Origin of the sequence: Rhizobium sp. BK289, assembly GCF_014193575.1 — a bacterium.
Taxonomy (GTDB): Bacteria; Pseudomonadota; Alphaproteobacteria; order Rhizobiales; family Rhizobiaceae; genus Rhizobium; species Rhizobium tropici_C.
This window is the reverse complement of record NZ_JACHZO010000002.1, coordinates 116,922-133,598: the sequence shown is the minus strand read 5'-3', so window position 1 is coordinate 133,598 and position 16,677 is coordinate 116,922. Positions and strand designations below refer to the sequence as shown.

At 60.1% G+C, this 16,677-nt stretch carries 16 protein-coding genes; 11 read left to right on the top strand and 5 right to left on the bottom strand.

The window, feature by feature from the left end; translation table 11 throughout:
• Nucleotides 1-21 precede the first annotated feature (21 nt).
• Complete coding sequence (locus FHT84_RS04425; protein ID WP_169645095.1) at nt 22-966, bottom strand: carbohydrate kinase family protein; 945 nt, start codon at nt 964-966, stop codon at nt 22-24.
• A 239-nt stretch (nt 967-1,205) separates the two neighbouring features.
• On the opposite strand from FHT84_RS04425, the gene recA reads away from it, so the two are divergent.
• The 3 genes from recA (at nt 1,206) to FHT84_RS04410 (ending at nt 6,102) form a co-directional block, all read left to right on the top strand.
• Entirely contained in the window at nt 1,206-2,291 is a 1,086-nt protein-coding gene (gene recA / locus FHT84_RS04420; protein ID WP_095435028.1) for a recombinase RecA, read from the top strand.
• Between the two features lie 173 nt (nt 2,292-2,464).
• Nucleotides 2,465-5,125, top strand: a complete 2,661-nt coding sequence (gene alaS, locus FHT84_RS04415; RefSeq protein WP_113251355.1) for an alanine--tRNA ligase — start codon at nt 2,465-2,467, stop codon at nt 5,123-5,125.
• Nucleotides 5,126-5,262: 137 nt separating this feature from the next.
• Nucleotides 5,263-6,102 (top strand): AraC family transcriptional regulator, encoded by an 840-nt coding sequence (locus FHT84_RS04410; RefSeq protein ID WP_113251356.1) that lies wholly within the window; start codon nt 5,263-5,265, stop codon nt 6,100-6,102.
• Nucleotides 6,103-6,148: 46 nt separating this feature from the next.
• Here FHT84_RS04410 and FHT84_RS04405 read toward each other — a convergent pair whose 3' ends face one another.
• Both FHT84_RS04405 and FHT84_RS04400 read right to left on the bottom strand, forming a co-directional pair.
• A complete protein-coding gene (locus FHT84_RS04405) occupies nt 6,149-6,775 on the bottom strand; it encodes a glutathione S-transferase family protein (protein WP_113251357.1) in 627 nt (208 codons plus the stop codon).
• Nucleotides 6,776-6,894: 119 nt separating this feature from the next.
• On the bottom strand, nt 6,895-8,109 hold the full coding sequence (locus FHT84_RS04400) for an NADP-dependent isocitrate dehydrogenase (protein ID WP_113251358.1): 1,215 nt from the start codon (nt 8,107-8,109) through the stop codon (nt 6,895-6,897).
• Between the two features lie 222 nt (nt 8,110-8,331).
• On the opposite strand from FHT84_RS04400, the gene FHT84_RS04395 reads away from it, so the two are divergent.
• The 6 genes from FHT84_RS04395 to FHT84_RS04370 all read left to right on the top strand — a co-directional run bounded on the left by FHT84_RS04395 (nt 8,332) and on the right by FHT84_RS04370 (nt 14,083).
• Nucleotides 8,332-8,937, top strand: a complete 606-nt coding sequence (locus tag FHT84_RS04395) for a hypothetical protein (RefSeq protein WP_183761370.1) — start codon at nt 8,332-8,334, stop codon at nt 8,935-8,937.
• Nucleotides 8,938-9,113: 176 nt separating this feature from the next.
• Entirely contained in the window at nt 9,114-9,956 is an 843-nt protein-coding gene (locus tag FHT84_RS04390; RefSeq protein ID WP_112339965.1) for an RNA methyltransferase, read from the top strand.
• Nucleotides 9,937-10,737 (top strand): glutamate racemase, encoded by an 801-nt coding sequence (murI, locus tag FHT84_RS04385; protein WP_113251360.1) that lies wholly within the window; start codon nt 9,937-9,939, stop codon nt 10,735-10,737. The genes FHT84_RS04390 and murI overlap by 20 nt, the downstream gene beginning before the upstream one ends.
• A 2-nt stretch (nt 10,738-10,739) precedes the next feature.
• A complete protein-coding gene (locus FHT84_RS04380; RefSeq protein ID WP_113251361.1) occupies nt 10,740-11,204 on the top strand; it encodes a GNAT family N-acetyltransferase in 465 nt (154 codons plus the stop codon).
• Between the two features lie 85 nt (nt 11,205-11,289).
• A complete protein-coding gene (locus tag FHT84_RS04375; protein ID WP_113251362.1) occupies nt 11,290-12,435 on the top strand; it encodes an alpha-hydroxy acid oxidase in 1,146 nt (381 codons plus the stop codon).
• Between the two features lie 130 nt (nt 12,436-12,565).
• Complete coding sequence (locus tag FHT84_RS04370; protein WP_113251363.1) at nt 12,566-14,083, top strand: ATP-binding protein; 1,518 nt, start codon at nt 12,566-12,568, stop codon at nt 14,081-14,083.
• Between the two features lie 7 nt (nt 14,084-14,090).
• On the opposite strand, the gene FHT84_RS04365 is transcribed toward FHT84_RS04370, so the two are convergent.
• Nucleotides 14,091-14,531 (bottom strand): TA system VapC family ribonuclease toxin, encoded by a 441-nt coding sequence (locus FHT84_RS04365; protein ID WP_112339961.1) that lies wholly within the window; start codon nt 14,529-14,531, stop codon nt 14,091-14,093.
• Nucleotides 14,528-14,755 (bottom strand): CopG family transcriptional regulator, encoded by a 228-nt coding sequence (locus FHT84_RS04360; protein ID WP_112340020.1) that lies wholly within the window; start codon nt 14,753-14,755, stop codon nt 14,528-14,530. Before FHT84_RS04360 ends, FHT84_RS04365 begins: the two co-directional genes overlap by 4 nt.
• 281 nt (nt 14,756-15,036) lie before the next feature.
• Here FHT84_RS04360 and rpsD point away from each other — a divergent pair, with 281 nt between their 5' ends.
• Together rpsD and FHT84_RS04350 are read left to right on the top strand one after the other, a co-directional pair.
• Nucleotides 15,037-15,654 (top strand): 30S ribosomal protein S4, encoded by a 618-nt coding sequence (gene rpsD, locus FHT84_RS04355; protein WP_112339960.1) that lies wholly within the window; start codon nt 15,037-15,039, stop codon nt 15,652-15,654.
• 71 nt (nt 15,655-15,725) lie between these two features.
• A complete protein-coding gene (locus tag FHT84_RS04350; RefSeq protein ID WP_112339959.1) occupies nt 15,726-16,655 on the top strand; it encodes a glutaminase in 930 nt (309 codons plus the stop codon).
• The last annotated feature ends 22 nt before the right edge of the window (nt 16,656-16,677 follow it).

The following is a 16,677-nucleotide window of genomic DNA, read 5'->3' as shown; positions in this document are numbered from 1 at the left end:
TATACGCGTTCTGAGCAGGCTTCATGACAGAATTTCGGCCTTGGGAACAAGGGCCAACATCGTCTCCAAAAGCTCGGGAGACAGATTTTCGGCGGTGGCGAAGGGCGATTGCACGGTGATCGCTGCGGCTGCAGCACCGTGGCGGACAGCCTCTGCGAGATCATGTCCGTCAAGCAGGGCCGACAGCACGCCGGAAGCGAGCGAATCTCCCGCTCCGGTGACATCGGCGACATCGTCGACGACAGGTGGCTGCAGGCTGACGACGGCATCCCGGGAAAATGCGATCAGCGGCCACCTGCCGCGGGTGATGACGCCATTGCGCAAGCCAAGGGCGCGCAATCCGCTCACCCATTCGAGTGGATCTTCAGGCCGGCTTTCGGTCAGCGCGGCGGCCTCGGCTTCATTAAGGAAGAGATGGTCGATGCCGGCAAGGCTCTGCTTCAGCCGCACGACTTTCGCCGGCGAGATCGCGATTGCCGCGACGGGCTTGCCGCAGGCGGCAGCCCTTGCTGCGATTGCGGCCAAGGTCTCCGCCGGCAGATTGGCGTCGCAGAGAACAAGGTCGGTTTCTTCGAAAGCGTCGCGCACGGCGCGAATCGCCAGACGCCTCGGGACGAACAGCTTATAGAGTTCCATGTCGGCAAGCGCGATGACCAGATTGCCGTCGCGTTCGAGGATCGCCGTATAGCTCGGCGTCTTGCGATCGAGGAAGACGAAGGGCTTGTCGTCGATGCCGGCATGGCTTGCCGCTTCCGCCACCATTTCGCCCGAAGGGTCGCCGCCGCGCGGCGAGATCAGCTTTACGTCGAAGCCCAGGCGGGCGAGATTCCGGGCCGCATTGAAACCGCCGCCGCCGGGTTCCTCGAACCAGGCGCCGGGGTTGCTGGCGCCGGGTGCGGTCTCGCCGAAGATACGGCCGCGCCGGTCGATATGGGCGCCGCCGAGAACGAGAATCTTCTTCGCCATATGGTTTTCCTCAGCGGTCGAAAGGACGAATCGGACGGGTCGGTAACATCTGGCAATTCACCGCCTCGGTCATGCAAGTGCCTGGGAAGAAAGAAGAAAACAAAAATAGAACGGAATTCATTTTACCTTTTTCTTTCAATTGCTTGTTGTGGCCTTGCGATATGAGAACAAATCGAGTACACAATTCTCATCGGCGGCGACATTGCTAGAGCGGCTTCAATAACCTAAAGGTGGATCGGATGTCTCAGAATTCTTTGCGGCTTGTAGAGGACAAATCGGTGGATAAAAGCAAGGCACTTGAAGCGGCACTCTCTCAAATTGAGCGGTCGTTCGGCAAGGGCTCGATCATGAAGCTCGGCTCTAACGAGAACGTGGTCGAAATCGAAACGGTTTCCACTGGCTCTTTGAGCCTCGATATCGCTCTCGGCATTGGCGGCTTGCCGAAGGGGCGCATCATCGAAATCTACGGGCCGGAAAGCTCGGGTAAGACGACGCTGGCGCTGCAGACCATTGCAGAGGCCCAGAAGAAGGGCGGCATCTGCGCCTTTGTGGACGCGGAACATGCGCTCGATCCGGTCTATGCCCGCAAGCTCGGCGTCGACTTGCAAAACCTGCTGATTTCGCAGCCCGATACCGGCGAGCAGGCGCTCGAAATCACCGACACGCTGGTGCGCTCCGGTGCGATCGACGTTCTCGTCGTCGACTCCGTTGCGGCATTGACGCCGCGTGCCGAAATCGAAGGCGAGATGGGCGACAGCCTGCCGGGTCTGCAGGCCCGTCTGATGAGTCAGGCGCTGCGCAAGCTCACGGCTTCGATCTCCAAGTCCAACTGCATGGTGATCTTCATCAACCAGATCCGCATGAAGATCGGCGTCATGTTCGGCTCGCCGGAAACGACGACGGGCGGTAACGCGCTGAAGTTCTACGCCTCGGTTCGCCTCGACATCCGCCGCATCGGCGCCGTCAAGGAGCGCGAGGAAGTGATCGGTAACCAGACCCGCGTCAAGGTCGTCAAGAACAAGATGGCGCCACCCTTCAAGCAGGTCGAGTTCGACATCATGTATGGCGAAGGCGTTTCCAAGACTGGCGAACTGGTCGATCTCGGCGTCAAGGCCGGTATCGTCGAAAAGTCCGGTGCCTGGTTCTCCTATAACAGCCAGCGCCTCGGCCAGGGCCGCGAAAACGCGAAGCTCTTCCTGCGTGACAATCCGGATCTCGCCCGCGAGATTGAATTGTCGCTACGCCAGAATGCCGGCCTGATCGCCGATCGCTTCCTGCAGAATGGCGGCCCCGATGCCGACGATGGCGACGCCTCCGGCGAATAAGGATTTTCGGGAGCAATTTCCCATCCAAGACCGAGACTAAAATTCGAAACCGGCCGTATTGTCCAAGGGATGTGCGGCCGGTTTTGTTCGTGCGGCTGGACAGCGCCGGGAGCGGACGATAAAAGCCACTGACTTTGATGCAAGTTGCTGAGCGCAGGACTGAAGGGCCCCATATGAGCGGTGTGAATGAAATCCGGTCGACCTTCCTCGACTATTTTAAGAAAAACGGCCACGAGATCGTGCCGTCGAGCCCGCTGGTGCCGCGCAATGATCCGACATTGATGTTCACCAATGCTGGCATGGTGCAGTTCAAGAACGTGTTCACCGGCCTGGAGCAGCGTCCCTATACGACGGCGTCGACGGCGCAGAAATGCGTGCGCGCCGGCGGCAAGCACAACGACCTCGACAATGTCGGCTACACTGCGCGCCATCACACCTTCTTCGAGATGCTCGGCAACTTCTCCTTTGGCGACTATTTCAAGGAGCGCGCCATCGAGCTTGCCTGGAACCTGATCACCAAGGAATTCGGTCTCGATGCCAAGCGCCTGCTGGTCACGGTCTATCACACCGATGACGACGCCTATAATCTCTGGAAGAAGATTGCCGGTCTTTCCGATGACAAGATCATCCGCATCGCCACCAGCGACAATTTCTGGGCGATGGGTGATACCGGTCCGTGTGGCCCCTGTTCCGAAATCTTCTACGATCACGGCGATCATATCTGGGGCGGCCCTCCCGGCTCTCCGGAAGAAGATGGCGACCGCTTCATCGAGATCTGGAATCTCGTCTTCATGCAGTTTGAGCAGATCACCAAGGAGCAGCGCGTCGACCTGCCGCGTCCGTCGATCGACACCGGCATGGGCCTCGAGCGCGTTGCCGCCGTGCTGCAGGGCAAGCATGACAACTACGATATCGATCTCTTCCGCGCGCTGATCGAAGCTTCGGAAGAGGCGACCGGCGTGAAGGCCGAGGGCGAGCATCGTGCCAGCCATCGCGTCATTGCCGACCATCTGCGTTCGTCTGCTTTCCTGATCGCCGATGGCGTGCTGCCGTCAAATGAAGGCCGCGGCTACGTGCTTCGCCGCATCATGCGCCGCGCCATGCGCCACGCGCAGCTACTCGGCGCCAAAGAGCCGCTGATGTGGAAGCTGCTGCCGGCGCTGATCCAGCAGATGGGCCGCGCCTATCCGGAGCTGGTGCGCGCCGAGGCGCTGACCTCCGAGACGCTGAAGCTCGAAGAAACCCGTTTCCGCAAAACGCTGGAACGCGGCCTTTCGCTGCTCAACGATGCCACGTCGGATCTGCATAAGGGCGACAGTCTGGACGGCGAGACCGCCTTCAAGCTCTATGACACCTACGGCTTCCCGCTCGACCTGACGCAGGATGCGCTGCGCGCCCGCGGCATCGGTGTCGATATTTCCAGCTTTACCGATGCCATGGAGCGCCAGAAGGCCGAGGCGCGCTCGCATTGGACCGGCTCCGGCGACAAGGCGACCGAAACCATCTGGTTCGAGCTCAAGGAAAAGAACGGTGCGACCGAATTCCTGGGCTATGACACGGAAACCGCCGAAGGCGTCATCCAGGCAATCGTCAAGGACGGTGTCGCGGTCGACAGCGCCTCTGCCGGCGACAAGGTGCAGATCGTCGTCAACCAGACGCCGTTCTACGGTGAATCCGGTGGCCAGATGGGCGACACGGGCGTGATCTCCAGCGATCACGGCAAGCTCGCTGTCAGCGATACGCAGAAGAAGGGCGAGGGCCTCTTCGTTCACAGCTCCGAAGTTTCGCAAGGCAAGATCAAGGTCGGCGATGCCGTCGTCCTGACCGTCGATCACAAAAGGCGTTCGCGCCTGCGCGCCAACCACTCCGCCACCCATCTGCTGCACGAGGCACTTCGCGAAGTACTCGGCACGCATGTCGCGCAGAAGGGCTCGCTGGTTGCCCCCGAGCGGCTGCGTTTCGACGTTTCGCATCCGAAGCCAATGTCGGCCGAGGAGCTCAAGGTCGTCGAAGAGATGGCCAACGAGATCATCCTGCAGAACTCGCCGGTGACGACCCGCCTGATGAGCGTAGACGATGCCATCGCGGAAGGTGCGATGGCACTGTTCGGCGAGAAGTATGGCGACGAAGTCCGCGTCGTATCGATGGGGCAGGGCGTGCGGGGTGCCAAGGCCGGCAAGCCCTATTCCGTCGAGCTTTGCGGCGGTACGCATGTCTCCGCCACTGGCCAGATCGGCCTCGTCCGCATTCTCGGCGAAAGTGCCGTCGGTGCCGGCGTGCGCCGCATCGAAGCCGTGACCGGCGAATCCGCGCGCGACTATCTCGCCGAGCAGGACGATCGCGTGAAGAGCCTCGCCTCGGCGCTGAAGGTACAGCCGGCCGATGTCGTCACGCGCGTTGAAGCGCTGATGGACGAGCGCCGCAAGCTGGAACGCGAACTGGCGGATGCCAAGCGCAAGCTTGCCATGGGCGGCGGTCAGGGCGGTTCGGCCGATGCTGTCCGCGAAGTCAATGGCGTCAAATTCCTCGGCAAGCCGGTTTCCGGCGTCGATCCCAAGGATCTCAAGGGTCTGGCGGATGAGGCTAAGGCAAGCCTCGGCTCCGGCGTCGTGACGCTGATCGGCGTCTCGGATGATGGCAAGGCCAGCGCCGTCGTCGCCGTCACGGAGGACCTGACGAGCCGCTTCAGCGCCGTCGATCTCGTGCGCGTTGCTTCGGCTGCGCTCGGCGGCAAGGGCGGCGGCGGCCGTCCCGACATGGCCCAAGCCGGGGGCCCGGATGGCGCCAAGGCTGATGAAGCGATCGAGGCAATTGCTGCAGCACTTGCTGGCTAAGACGCTGATTTCCGATAGATAATCAAGGATGGCGGATGCTTCGGTGTCCGCCATTTTTGTTTATGCAGGCAATTCCGCAGGATTTGTCAAATCGGGTTATGCTCTTGTCGGCCGATCGATTTGCAAGGGGGTTAGACATGAGTGGTGGAACGGCGTGGACGCTTTACGAGACCCGGTTGCGGCGAGTTTCGGCCTGTATCCATGAGCATCTGGATGAAGAGCTCGATATGGAAAAGCTCGCCGAGATCGCCTGCATGTCCAGCTATCACTGGCACAGGATCTATGGCGAGACGGCGGCGGCGACCGTCAAGCGGCTGCGGCTGCACCGTGCCGCCGGCGATCTCGTCAACACCCGTCTATCCGTCAGCGACATTGCAAAGCGGTCGGGCTATCCCAACCTCCAATCGTTCAACCGCATCTTCAGATCCGTCTACGGCATGCCGCCGGCGCGATATCGGAATGAGGGAAGCCACAGGATCTTCGAACCCAGTACCCAAGGAAGGATCACGGTCATGTTCGACGTTACGCTTCGCACCATTCCCCCGATGTCACTGGTCGGTGTCGCCCATCGCGGCTCCTACATGCAGATAGGTCAGGCTTTTGAAACACTCTTCGGCACCATCTTCGCCCGCGGTCTGGCAGGGCCGGACATGCGCATGATCGGCGTCTATCTCGACGATCCCGATGTCGTGGAAGCGGACAATCTGCGCTCCTGTGCCTGTGTTACTGCCAGCGAGGCCGTTGCGACTGCCGTCCCACTGGAACGGCGCTCGCTGGAGGGCGGTGAATATGCCGTGCTGCGTCACAAGGGGCCTTATGCGAACATGCATAGGGCTTATCAGTGGCTCTATGCGCAATGGCTTCCGGCTTCCGGGCGGCAGCTGCGCGATACCCTCATGTTCGAGGAATATATAAACAATCCGCGTGATGTACCGCCGACGGAATTGCTGACGGATATCTATATGCCGCTTCAGTAGCGGCATAAGATCCCGATAGAGGGTTTCCTTTCAATACCTTGTATTGTCAGGCATTAGCCGGTTTCGGCATGGCGGCATTGTCAATCTCGTTGCCACGCCAGTAGGCGTCGCGGTCGCTGACCCGGCTCCAGTAGTCGATGAAGGCTGGCCGCTTTTCGATCGTCCCGAAATTGAGACCCCAGCCGATATGCGAACCGGCATAGACGTCGGCGGCCGTGAAGCGGTCGCCGGCGATAAACGGCGAGGTCGTGACGGCGTACTCCATCGCATCAAGCACATTCGCGAAGCTGCCGCAGCCGGCCATGCGCAGGCGTTCCGGCGGCACTTCGAAGCCGAGGGCGCGATTGGTGATCACCATCTCGAACGGGCCGGCCGCAAAAAACATCCAGCGGAAATAGCGGCCGCGCTCGGCCGCTGTCGGGGCAAGGCCTGCCTGCGGGAAGGTTTCGGCCAGATAGGCACAGATGGCGGCACCTTCGGTGACGACGGTGTCGCCGTGCTTGATGGCCGGCACCTTGCCCATTGGGTTGACTGCAAGATATTCCGGCGACTTCATGGTCGTGCCGTAGTCGAGATATTCGGTGCGGTAGGGCTGGCCGATTTCCTCCAGCATCCAGCGAGCGATGCGTCCGCGCGACATCGGATTGGTATAGAAAACGAGTTCCTCAGCCATCTGCCTCTCCCTTTTGTTGCGCGCATTTTTGCCACCGGTTCGCCCCGGCGGCAAGATTCCGCGCAAAAGAAAACCCGGCGCTGAGGCCGGGTTTTCTTATGTCCAGATGATGACGAGGCTTAGGCAGCCATGGCCTTCTTGAGGTTTTCGTCGATCTTGTCGAGGAAGGCGGTGGTCGAGAGCCACGGCTGATCGGGGCCGATCAGCAGCGCCAGGTCCTTGGTCATGTAGCCGGCTTCAACCGTGTCGACGCAAACCTTTTCGAGCGTGGAAGCGAACTTCGCGAGTTCGGCATTGTCGTCGAGCTTGGCGCGATGGGCAAGGCCGCGGGTCCAGGCGAAGATCGAAGCGATCGAGTTCGTCGAGGTTTCCTGACCCTTCTGGTGCTGACGATAGTGGCGGGTCACCGTGCCGTGTGCGGCTTCGGCTTCGACCGTCTTGCCATCCGGCGTGAGCAGAACCGAGGTCATCAGGCCGAGCGAGCCGAAGCCCTGGGCAACGGTATCGGACTGGACGTCGCCGTCGTAGTTTTTGCAGGCCCAGACGTAGCCGCCGGACCACTTGAGAGCCGAGGCAACCATGTCGTCGATCAGGCGGTGTTCATAGGTGATGCCGGCTACGTCGAACTGAGCCTTGAACTCGTTCTGGTAGACTTCTTCGAAGATGTCCTTGAAGCGGCCGTCATAGGCCTTGAGGATGGTGTTCTTGGTCGAGAGGTAGACCGGCCACTTGCGCATCAGGCCGTACATCATCGAGGCGCGGGCGAATTCGCGGATCGACTCGTCGAGGTTGTACATGGCCATGGCAACGCCGGCGCCAGGAGCGTTGAAGACTTCTTTCTCGATGACCGTGCCGTCTTCGCCGACAAACTTGATGGTGAGCTTGCCCTTGCCGGGGAACTTGAAGTCGGTGGCGCGGTACTGGTCGCCGAAAGCGTGACGGCCGACGACGATCGGCTGCGTCCAGCCCGGAACGAGGCGCGGAACGTTCTTGCAGATGATCGGCTCGCGGAAGATGACGCCGCCGAGGATGTTACGGATCGTGCCGTTCGGGCTCTTCCACATTTCCTTGAGGTTGAATTCCTTGACGCGGGCTTCGTCCGGCGTGATCGTCGCGCACTTGATGCCGACGCCGTATTTCTTGATGGCGTTGGCGGCGTCGACGGTGACCTGGTCGTTGGTGGCGTCGCGGTTTTCGACCGAGAGGTCGTAATAATCGATATCGATGTCGAGGTAGGGGAAGATCAGTTTTTCTTTGATGAGCTGCCAGATGATGCGAGTCATTTCGTCGCCATCGAGATCGGCAACGGGATTTGCGACCTTGATCTTCTTCATGCTTCTGCCTCGTTTAAGCTGATGGGACCCGATGGTCCTGTGAGTAATATGAAGTCCCGAGGGCTATAGCACCGCAAGTGCGGAACGCAAAGCCGATAGAGCCTTGGGCATAGTGTTTTTGATCATTCGTGACATCATCCGCTTTTTGCGATCCGGCCATTGCCAAAGCGGTCGATGGGGCTAAGGTCGCGCATGTTTTGCCTGTTATTACGGAATCACGTCATGCAGAAATTTGCCGCATCCGCGCTTGCCTTCACGCTCTTTCAGTTCTCCCTAGGCGCGCATATGGCACTGGCCGCCGATGCGACGACGCCGGTCAAGGCCATCATGGATGCGACTGTCTCGAACTGGGCGGGCGGCGACAGCGATTGGCAGGATATCTTCGACGAGAGCAAGCTCAAGGATATCTACAGCAAGGATTTCGCGGCGAAATATCAGGCGGCGGCGCAATTTCCCGCCGCCGACGAGGATGGTATCTCGCCCTTCGACTACGATGTCATCGTCAATGCGCAGGATGCGTGTCCGCTGGAGGAGGTGAAGATTGCCGCCCAGCCGCCGAAGAACAATGTGACCGAGGTGCTGGCGACCTTCAAGAAATCCACCTGCATGGGATCGGATGCCGATTATCAGAAGGTGACCACGGTTCGTTTCGAGGTCATCGAAGAGGGCGGCAGGCCCCTGGTGGACGATATCGTCACCAACGATGACAACGGCAATCCGAGCTCGCTCAAGAGCGTGATGGTGGATCTCGTCAAACAACAGCAGCAACAGCCGACAGACCAGACGCAGCAACCGTCGGATCAGAAGAAGCCCGCCAATCCACAATAATCGGGCCGGATTCGTTCTGCCGTTCAAGCGCAAAAACCTTGCCGATCGGCTGGCGTCTCGCTATTGCGACACCGGAATCAGGACATTGAGCATGATGTCGTCCGAAAATCGCTAACACTTTTCGGCATCATGCTCGAATTAGCGCGATTGGTTTCGCGCGCGGAGATTTAGGCATCATGGCAGGCACGAACAGCGAGCGTCAACTTCTGGCCGAAGGGCCGGCCATCATTCTGGTCGAGCCGCAGATGGGCGAAAATATCGGCATGGTGGCGCGCGCCATGGCGAATTTCGGCCTTGCCGAGTTGCGCCTCGTCAATCCTCGCGACGGCTGGCCGAACGAGAGGGCACAGGCGACGGCTTCCAAGGCGGATCACATCATCGAAGCGACCAAAGTCTACGAGACGTTGGAGCAGGCGATCGCTGATCTCAATTTCATCTATGCGACAACCGCGCGGGAGCGGGATGGTTACAAGCCGGTGCGTTCGCCTGTTATTGCCGCGCAAACCCTTCGTGCCAAGTTCCAAGCAGGTGAGGGTACCGGCATCCTCTTCGGTAGGGAGCGCTGGGGCCTGACGAACGAGGAAGTGGCGCTGGCCGACGAGATCGTGACATTTCCTGTCAATCCCGCCTTTGCTTCTTTGAACATCGCGCAGGCCGTGCTGCTGATGTCCTATGAGTGGATGAAGTCGGGCATGGAGGATCTCGGCGATGTGCCTTTCCAGGCGATCGAGCAGCGGCCTTCGACGAAGGAGCAGCTTTTCGGCCTTTTCGACCAGCTCGAGGAGGCGCTGGATGCGCGCAATTATTTCCATCCCGCCGGGAAAAAGCCGAAAATGGTCGACAATCTCCGGGCCGTCCTCTCGCGCCGGGCCTTCACCGAACAGGAAATCAGCGTCTTGCGCGGGGTGATCTCGTCTCTCGACCGCTTCTCGCGGAAGTCCCCGCGCGGCAGTGGCTCGCATCCCCGATCCTCGAAAGCACCCAAGGAAACCACGAACGATGACAGCAGCGGCGAATGAGCTGAAACCGGTCCTTGTTTTCGATTCAGGGATCGGCGGTTTGACCGTGCTGCGCGAAGCACGCGTGCTGATGCCGGAGCGGGGTTTCATCTATATCGCCGACGATGCCGCATTTCCCTATGGCAGTTGGGAAGAAGCAGCCTTGAAAGAGCGCATTGTCGGTCTCTTCGCAAAGCTGCTCGCGCAATATGATCCGGAAGTCTGCATCATCGCCTGCAACACGGCGTTCACGCTGGCCGGCGCCGCTCTTCGTGCCGCCTTTCCGCAGATGACGTTCGTGGGTACCGTGCCGGCGATCAAGCCAGCTGCGGAGCGCACGCGCTCCGGGTTGGTCTCCGTGTTGGCGACACCGGGCACCGTCAAGCGCGCCTATACGCGCGATCTGATCCAGTCCTTTGCCACACAATGCCATGTGCGGCTTGTCGGATCGGAAAATCTGGCGCGCCTGGCGGAGAGCTATATTCGCGGCGATGCAATTACAGACGAGGCCGTCATGACCGAGATCGATCAGTGCTTCGTCGAGATGGATGACCGCAAGACCGATATCGTGGTGCTTGCCTGCACGCATTACCCTTTCATGGCGAATATTTTCCGTCGCCTTGCGCCTTGGCCGGTCGATTGGCTCGATCCGGCTGAAGCCATCGCAAGGCGCGCCCGCAGCCTGGTGCCGCAGATGGCCGATGCTGTGCATCCCGACAATTTCGACTTTGCGGTGTTTACCTCCGGGGCACCCGATTTCCCCACGCGCCGGCTGATGCAGGGTTTTGGACTCAAGGCTTGATGATGAAAGACAAGGTTTCGCTGCGAAAACTCGATCTCGCGGATATGCCGGCGGCAGCCGCTGTCCATCGCGCTTCCTTCAACGAGCGGCTGCCGGCGCTTGCCGGACTTCATACGCCCGAAGAAGATGTTGGCTTCTGGAGCGCTGTCGTTTTCAAAGATTGCCAGATTTGGGGTGCGGAAGAGGGCGGTCGTCTTGTTGGCGTCATCGCCTTTCTCGAGGATTGGATCGACCAGCTTTATGTTCTGCCTGAGGCGCAGGGGCGCGGCATCGGCAGCCGCCTTCTCGATATCGCCAAGTCGACGTATCCGGCGCTGTCGCTCTGGACGTTCCAGAGAAACGAGCCTGCGCGCCGCTTTTACGAGAAGCATGGCTTCTTCGTGGTTGACGAGTCGGATGGGGCAGGCAATGAGGAAAAGGAGCCGGATGTGCTTTACAAGTGGGAGGCACGCTTGCATCGGTTGTAATGCAGGATTGGGCTGAGTGGCGGAATATTGGGAGGGTGATATTTGATGTCTTTTGAGATTGATTACAGTGTTGTCGGGGCAAGCCATGCGTCTGCGTGAGTGCCACAACTTCCATGATTTTCGCCTTCTTGCGAAAAAGCGTCTTCCCGGCCCGATCTTCAACTATATCGACGGCGCAGCCGACGACGAAGTGACGCTCCGGCGGAACACAGCCAGCTTCGAAAGCTGCGATCTCGTTCCCAACGTCCTGCGTGGGGTTAGCGAGATTGATTTGTCTGTCACCGTCATGGGACAAAAGCTCGCGACACCTTTTTATTGCTCGCCGACGGCGCTGCAGCGTCTCTTCCACCATCAGGGTGAGAACGCGGTTGCTGCCGCAGCTTCTTCGCTCGGCACCATGTTCGGCGTTTCCTCGCTCGGCACCGTCAGTCTTGAGGAAATCCGCAAGAAGCATGTGGGACCGCAGGTCTACCAGTTCTATTTCCATAGGGATCGTGGCCTGAATCGGGCAATGATGGAGCGGGCGAAGGAAGCCGGCGTCAACGTGATGATGCTGACGGTGGACAGCATTACCGGCGGCAATCGCGAGCGCGATCTTCGCACGGGGTTCTCCATTCCGTTCAAGCTCAATCTAGCCGGGATCACCCAGTTCGCCATCAAGCCTGCGTGGGCGCTGAACTACGTCACCCACGAGAAGTTCCGCCTGCCGCAGCTCGACGAGCATGTCGACATGAGCGGCGGTGCGATGTCGATCGGCAAGTATTTCACCGAGATGCTGGATCCGTCGATGAACTGGAACGACGTTGCCGAGATGGTGAAGCACTGGAACGGGCAGTTTTGCCTGAAGGGTATCATGTCGGTTGAGGATGCCAAGCGCGCCGTCGATATCGGGTGCACTGGCATCGTGCTCTCGAACCATGGCGGCCGGCAGCTGGACGGCTCGCGTTCCGCGTTCGACCAGCTGGCGGAGATCGTCGACGCCGTCGGTCATCGCATCGATGTGATGATGGACGGCGGTATCCAGCGCGGCACACATGTATTGAAGGCGCTTTCGCTCGGCGCCAAGGCGGTCGGTCTCGGCCGTTTCTATCTATATCCGCTCGCCGCTGCCGGTCAGGCTGGTGTGGAGCGGGCGCTCAGACATCTGCGCACCGAAGTCGAGCGCGACATGAAGCTGATGGGCTGCACCTCGGTCAGCGAGCTGTCGCGGGCAAATTTGCGGTTCCGTTGACATCTGTAATCGTCTGTGGGTTTTTTCAATCCACGGGCGCGAAGCTTGGAAATCTTTGCTAGACGAGGGCGCGTCCTTTCAGAAAGATGGGACGTATTCACATTTGATTCTTGCTCATAGGGGAAGTGCATTGCAGGTCGGCATCGACATGGGAACGGCGTCCGGCGGGACCAGCGCCCAGCTCGATATCGAGGAGCTGCTGGCGACGCGTCTCCTGGTGCAGGGCAATTCCGGCTCCGGAAAATCGCATCTCCTGCGGCGGCTGCTGGAGCAGTCGGCGCAATGGGTGCAGCAGGTCATCATCGATCCCGAAGGCGATTTCGTCACGCTGGCCGACAAGTTCGGGCATGTCGTCGTCGATGGCGAGCGTACGGAAGCCGAACTTGCCGGCATCGCCAACCGCATTCGCCAGCATCGCGTTTCCTGCGTGCTGACGCTGGAGGGGCTCGATATCGAGCAGCAGATGCGCGCCGCAGCCGCCTTCCTCAATGGCATGTTCGATGCCGACCGCGAATTCTGGTATCCCGTGCTGGTCGTGGTCGACGAAGCGCAGATGTTTGCCCCCTCGGTCGGCGGCGACGTTTCGGAAGATGCGCGCAAGATGTCGCTAGGCGCCATGACCAATCTGATGTGCCGCGGCCGAAAGCGCGGCCTTGCCGGCGTCATCGCGACGCAGCGCCTGGCGAAGCTTGCCAAGAACGTTGCCGCAGAAGCCTCCAACTTCCTGATGGGCCGTACCTTCCTCGATATCGACATGGCCCGCGCGGCCGATTTGCTCGGCATGGATCGCAGGCAGGCGGAAATGTTTCGCGACCTCAAGCGTGGCAATTTCGTCGCCCTCGGGCCGGCACTTTCGCGTCGCCCGCTGCCGATCACCATCGGCACGGTGGAAACATCGGCGCGTTCCTCCAGCCCGAAGCTGATGCCGCTGCCGGATGCACCGCAGGATATCGAAGATCTGATCTTCACGCCGGATCCGGAAGAGTTCACGCGTCCCGTTGTCCGCCGTACCACACCGGCGCCGCGTCCGACGACCGATATTCTGGCAGAGCTTTCCCGCTCCGTACCGGCGGCAAGCCCGGCACCTTCGGAACCGAAGGTCAGCCAGCCGGAACTATCGAGCGAGGATCGCGAGGCGAGAGTGAGCGCCGTGCTCTCCGAAATCCTCGACGACCCGGCCTCGGGCTTCCGAACGGATTCGGTGCTTTATCAGGAGTTTCTTGTGCGCTTGCGCATGCGCCGTGTTCCCGGCGCACCCACGAGCCTTTCGGAGTTCCGTCGACGCGTGGCGATTGCCCGTTCCGGTGCGGACGAAGAAGTCATGGCGACGGATCAATGGGCAACGGCGCTTTCGCTATCTGCCAGCGTCACCGACGATCTGCAGGGTGTTTTCCTGATGCTGGCGAAGGCCGCTATCAGCGGCGAGCCATGCCCGTCCGACGCCCGCATCGCCCGCGCCTATGGTACTCATTCGGCCCGGCGCGCGCGTCGACTGCTGAGCTATTTCGAAGAGCAGGGCAGCGTCGTCGTCCACACGGATTTTTCGGGCAAGCGTATCGTTGCCTTTCCGGACATGGGTTCGCAGACTGCGCCCGGCGATGCCAATGCGCCCGATCTCGACGGCGGTGAGCAGGCGGCGGCTGAATAGCTGCCGGTTACACGTTGCTGGCGATGATGTGGAGTGCGGCTTTGCCGTCCTTGACGGCCGAAGTTGATAGGCGCCGGTCGAACGTTGCCAGTTGGCCCCCATGGAATTTCGCCAATGCCAACAGGTAGGTGTCGGTGATTTGTCCAGGAGTCAGAATGCGTGTCGAATCCACCAAAGTATCATCCAGCAGACTGATATCGTCGGCCCAGAATTGGTGACCCGGCAAGCTGCGAAGTTGGGCAACAAGAACCGCAGCTGTTGACGGCGGCCCAGGAGAATTAGGGTAGTTGGGCTGGCTAAGAATCCGCACAACCCCATTTTCCGTTAACGGACACGTTGCCCAACTATCGCCGGCTAGGGAGTGAAACCACTCATGGGCCATATCATGCGACACATGGCCAGGGTCGAATAAAGCGATCAGAACATTGACGTCCAACAAAAATGTCACGGAAGTTCGTCACGAAGTTTGTTGACAAGATCGAGCGTAACAGGGGGATTGCCCGTCTTAGGCGTGAGCAACGGAATACCATTCCGCTCCTTTACCGGCTGCGGACGGTTGAGCGACCGGCGAGCCAGGTCGGAAATGACATCACCGATACTGCGGTGCTGCTGTTCTGCCATCGCCTTTGCCGCGGCAAGTACGTCGTCGTCAATTGCAAGGGTTGTTCGCATCATTGCACCTTGATCGGTCATCAAGCATCAAGCATCAAATATAGCATTCGCTGCTTCATTCTCAACAGCGTCGCGTGCGGCTGTTGACATTTTCATGACGACCCCTTACAGACCGCGCCAACGCCGGGCAGAAATGTCCGGTGTTTCATTTGACATGTCCCGTGGCTTCGTCCGTTCGCTAACGTGAGAGGCCTGTCAGAGCTCGAAAACGGAGTTCAGAGGAGGGCGTGTTTCCTTCGCGGTTCGGCAACGGGCCGCCATAACACTTGAAAGGAAATGCGATGAGCAAGCGCGAATCGTCCAAGTACAAAATTGACCGCCGTATGGGCGAAAACATCTGGGGTCGTCCGAAGTCCCCGGTGAACCGCCGCGAATACGGCCCGGGCCAGCACGGCCAGCGCCGCAAGGGCAAGCTCTCGGACTTCGGTGTGCAGCTGCGCGCTAAGCAGAAGCTGAAGGGCTACTACGGCGACCTGCGTGAAAAGCAGTTCCGCGCCATCTTCGATGAAGCCAACCGCCGCAAGGGCGACACTTCGGAAAACCTGATCGGTCTGCTCGAATCGCGCCTCGACGCGATCGTCTACCGCGCCAAGTTCGTTCCGACCGTCTTCGCAGCCCGTCAGTTCGTCAACCATGGCCACGTCACCGTCAACGGCGTTCGCGTCAACATCGGTTCCTACCGCTGCAAGGCCGGCGACGTTATCGAAGTTCGCGAAAAGTCCAAGCAGCTCGTAACCGTTCTCGAATCGGTTTCGCTCGCTGAGCGTGACGTTCCGGAGTACATCGAAGTCGATCACAACAAGATGGTTGCGACCTTCGCTCGCGTTCCGGCTCTCGGCGACGTACCGTACGCCGTTGTCATGGAACCGCATCTGGTCGTCGAATTCTATTCGCGTTAATAAGCGGATAACTTTCTTGATGAATGAAAAGCCGCTCGGTTCGAGCGGCTTTTTTGTCTTTGGAGCGCCTCATGACGGATTTGCAGGCTATTCTCGACGGCATTCATGCGGAGCTTTCGCCGCGCATCGGCGAGGGCAAGGTCGCCGATTACATCCCGGAACTGGCAAAGGTCGACCCGAAGCAGTTCGGGATGGCAATCGCGACGGTCGACGGCGATGTCTACAGCATCGGCGACGCCGGCGTTCCTTTCTCTATCCAGAGTATTTCCAAGGTCTTTATGCTGACCCTGGCGTTGGGCAAAGTCGGCGAGAGCCTGTGGAATCGTGTAGGGCGCGAGCCGTCCGGCACGGCCTTCAACTCCATCGTCCAGCTGGAGCGCGAAGAGGGGATACCGCGCAACCCCTTCATCAATGCGGGCGCGATCGCCATCAGCGACGTCGTGCTGGCCGGGCACGAGCCGCGCGAGGCGATCGGCGAGCTGCTGCGCTTCGTGCGCTATGTAGCTGACGACGAGACGATCACCATCGATGACAAGGTTGCGCGTTCAGAGACCCAAACCGGTTATAGAAATTTCGCGCTCGCCAATTTCATGCGCGCCTACGGCAATCTCCACCATCCGGTCGAGCATGTGCTCGGTGTCTATTTCCATCAATGCGCGCTGTCCATGAGCTGCCAGCAGCTTGCCAAGGCTGGGCTCTATCTCGCTGCGCGCGGCAGCAATCCGATCACCGGCCACTCCGTCGTCTCGCCGAAGCGGGCGCGGCGTATCAATGCGCTCATGCTGACCTGCGGCCATTATGATGGCTCGGGGGACTTCGCCTATCATGTCGGCCTGCCGGGCAAGAGCGGCGTCGGTGGCGGCATTCTGGCGGTGGCGCCGGGCATCGGCTCGATCGCCGTGTGGTCGCCGGGGCTGAACAAGGTCGGCAATTCGCAACTCGGCGCCGTGGCACTGGAAATGCTGGCTGCGCGCACCGGCTGGTCGGTGTTCGGCGATTGATACGGTGTCTTCTCGTTCCGCT

Excerpts from the sequence above, each read along its gene's own strand:
- FHT84_RS04425 (WP_169645095.1), bottom strand. The coding sequence starts at position 966 with ATGGCGAAGAAGATTCTCGTTCTCGGCGGCGCCCATATCGACCGGCGC.
- recA (WP_095435028.1), top strand. The coding sequence starts at position 1,206 with ATGTCTCAGAATTCTTTGCGGCTTGTAGAGGACAAATCGGTGGATAAA.
- alaS (WP_113251355.1), top strand. The coding sequence starts at position 2,465 with ATGAGCGGTGTGAATGAAATCCGGTCGACCTTCCTCGACTATTTTAAG.
- FHT84_RS04410 (WP_113251356.1), top strand. The coding sequence starts at position 5,263 with ATGAGTGGTGGAACGGCGTGGACGCTTTACGAGACCCGGTTGCGGCGA.
- FHT84_RS04405 (WP_113251357.1), bottom strand. The coding sequence starts at position 6,775 with ATGGCTGAGGAACTCGTTTTCTATACCAATCCGATGTCGCGCGGACGC.
- FHT84_RS04400 (WP_113251358.1), bottom strand. The coding sequence starts at position 8,109 with ATGAAGAAGATCAAGGTCGCAAATCCCGTTGCCGATCTCGATGGCGAC.
- FHT84_RS04395 (WP_183761370.1), top strand. The coding sequence starts at position 8,332 with ATGCAGAAATTTGCCGCATCCGCGCTTGCCTTCACGCTCTTTCAGTTC.
- FHT84_RS04390 (WP_112339965.1), top strand. The coding sequence starts at position 9,114 with ATGGCAGGCACGAACAGCGAGCGTCAACTTCTGGCCGAAGGGCCGGCC.
- murI (WP_113251360.1), top strand. The coding sequence starts at position 9,937 with ATGACAGCAGCGGCGAATGAGCTGAAACCGGTCCTTGTTTTCGATTCA.
- FHT84_RS04380 (WP_113251361.1), top strand. The coding sequence starts at position 10,740 with ATGAAAGACAAGGTTTCGCTGCGAAAACTCGATCTCGCGGATATGCCG.
- FHT84_RS04375 (WP_113251362.1), top strand. The coding sequence starts at position 11,290 with ATGCGTCTGCGTGAGTGCCACAACTTCCATGATTTTCGCCTTCTTGCG.
- FHT84_RS04360 (WP_112340020.1), bottom strand. The coding sequence starts at position 14,755 with ATGCGAACAACCCTTGCAATTGACGACGACGTACTTGCCGCGGCAAAG.
- rpsD (WP_112339960.1), top strand. The coding sequence starts at position 15,037 with ATGAGCAAGCGCGAATCGTCCAAGTACAAAATTGACCGCCGTATGGGC.
- FHT84_RS04350 (WP_112339959.1), top strand. The coding sequence starts at position 15,726 with ATGACGGATTTGCAGGCTATTCTCGACGGCATTCATGCGGAGCTTTCG.